This is a genomic window from Gilliamella sp. B3892, from assembly GCF_026536305.1.
Taxonomy (GTDB): Bacteria; Pseudomonadota; Gammaproteobacteria; order Enterobacterales; family Orbaceae; genus Gilliamella.
This window is the reverse complement of sequence record NZ_JAFNOK010000029.1, coordinates 1-1932: the sequence shown is the minus strand read 5'-3', so window position 1 is coordinate 1932 and position 1932 is coordinate 1. Positions and strand designations below refer to the sequence as shown.

General features: G+C 34.2%; 3 protein-coding genes. 1 reads left to right on the top strand and 2 read right to left on the bottom strand.

Going from position 1 to position 1932, the window contains the following annotated elements; translation table 11 throughout:
* Positions 1 to 14 precede the first annotated feature (14 nt).
* A complete protein-coding gene (locus J3U74_RS12590) occupies positions 15 to 125 on the top strand; it encodes a ribbon-helix-helix protein, CopG family (RefSeq protein ID WP_416379763.1) in 111 nt (36 codons plus the stop codon).
* A gap of 622 nt (positions 126 to 747) precedes the next feature.
* Here J3U74_RS12590 and J3U74_RS12310 read toward each other — a convergent pair.
* Entirely contained in the window at positions 748 to 912 is a 165-nt protein-coding gene (locus J3U74_RS12310) for a P22AR C-terminal domain-containing protein (protein ID WP_267338084.1), read from the bottom strand.
* Positions 913 to 924: 12 nt separating this feature from the next.
* Positions 925 to 1527 (bottom strand): Bro-N domain-containing protein, encoded by a 603-nt coding sequence (locus J3U74_RS12305; RefSeq protein WP_267328875.1) that lies wholly within the window; start codon positions 1525 to 1527, stop codon positions 925 to 927.
* Positions 1528 to 1932: the final 405 nt, after the last annotated feature.

The following is a 1932-nucleotide window of genomic DNA, read 5'->3' as shown; positions in this document are numbered from 1 at the left end:
CAAAAGGATACAAATTGCCTATTGAGATTATTGACTTAATAATAGAATTAAGTGCCAAGACTGAAAAATCACAAAGTAAGATCATCGAAGAAGCGATCTTAATGTACAAAAAATCACTTTACTAAAAAAGCCTCTTAATTGAGGCTTTCCCTTAAATTCAATAATGAGCGTTGTTCTTGTAATGTTAACTCATCTAAATGTTTTCTTGGATTACCACACATCCAGCAAGAGCATGTCGTTGGAGTTACTATATGTCTTTTGAGTGATTTTCTTGAATCACCAGAACAAAAATCATTTTTTCGGTTGTCTAAGCATCTTTTAACTTGATGTCGTCTATATGCCCGTGATGCCCGTGTTCTCATAAAATTACTCACATATGCAAAATAAAAAGCCCACCTATTTAGCGAGCTTATATTTTATGCGTTCTGAACCGCATTATACTCATATTATCTGTTTAAATGTTTAAACAGTCAAGTGTTTAAGTTGTTTCAATTAATTATTTCTTATAACTTTCAAAACCACTTATGCAGCTTTCTAAACCGCCTACTCAGCGGTAAACAGCCAAATAATGCACCAAACAAAAATGGGGTTTTTCTAAACCGCCTACTCAGCGGTAAACTAGATTATATCAAATATAACACATTGTAATAACTAAAAATTAACCAATTTTCCAATAATAACCCTTTTTTATTATATGAAAATTAATTGATAATAATCAATATATTAAAAAAGGGGCTAAAAAAAGGGTTAAACATGTCTAATAACTGGCAAAACATTGTTCCATTTATCGATAATATTTTTGGCTTCAATATGCGCTGTTTCTCTATTAATAATTATTCTAGCATCATTTAAAGTCCGCTTATATTCACGAGCCATTGAATAGAAAGCCCCTCTAAAACCTGAATCACTCACTCTCAATGCAGGCTATATTAATTCTAATTGATATCGCATTCTTTCAGCGGCTTTATATAACCACGCTAAATCATACCAATCTTCATCAGATAATACGCTTCGAGAATGAATACCACCTAACCACTTAATCGCATTCTCAAACTGACTTGCAGGTAAATCTTGATAGCGAGGGATTTTGAATTGCTGATGTAGTTTGGTGTATATAGCTTGATGTCTTTCAACTGTTCGGTAAGAGCGCTCATTTACCGCTTGTTGAATTGCTTGTTGCTGTTCGAGAGAGATTGTTTCACTTATACCTATTTCTTTATCTGCTAAGTCAAGTAACCATTTTCTTACTTCTTTGGCTATTTCTGTTTTAGCAAGCATTGCGATTAGATGCGCTCCTCTAAGCGAAAAAATCCTTACAGTTTGTATAAGGTTATTCGGGGCAGTCAATTTGACCGTCTCGGTCATTTTGCGTGTAAATTCGTCAAAGTTACGATTATAAATCTTTGTTACTGAATCAGTGCTTTTATATTGAAGTAATTTAGCTAGTTCGCTTGATGTGATCCATATTTGGTTATTGTGATTAACTGATTGAATGGTAGTATTATGAAAAACTAATGAATTAGACATAATATTGTCTCCGTACTAATGATTTTAATAATCACCACCGCAGAGGCTAATCATTGGAGGTGAACTGAATAAGGTTAGCCTTACCGCTAGTACGAAACGGCGCTCTTTTGAGCCCTTACCCAGCTCACCATAGAATAGATGCAACTAAGCTTTACGCATAAAAATACCGCTGACGCGGTTTATACGTCGTACTGAACAGTAGGAGGCTAATCCTAACGTTAAATTTTGCTAACGTTTTTTCAATATACATCTTAATTATGTTCGTTGTCAACTATGCCACTTTTGGAAACAATTCAATAATATGACCTCGTATAAAGCACTCTGCCGCCAATAATATTTTTGTGATTTCAGAGGTTTGCTTACCCAATATTCGCGCTTGTTTACTACAAGAGATTTCACGAAGAT

What these genes read in the sequence shown, in the direction of transcription:
- J3U74_RS12305 (WP_267328875.1), bottom strand. Translation starts at nt 1,527, where the DNA reads ATGTCTAATTCATTAGTTTTTCATAATACTACCATTCAATCAGTTAAT.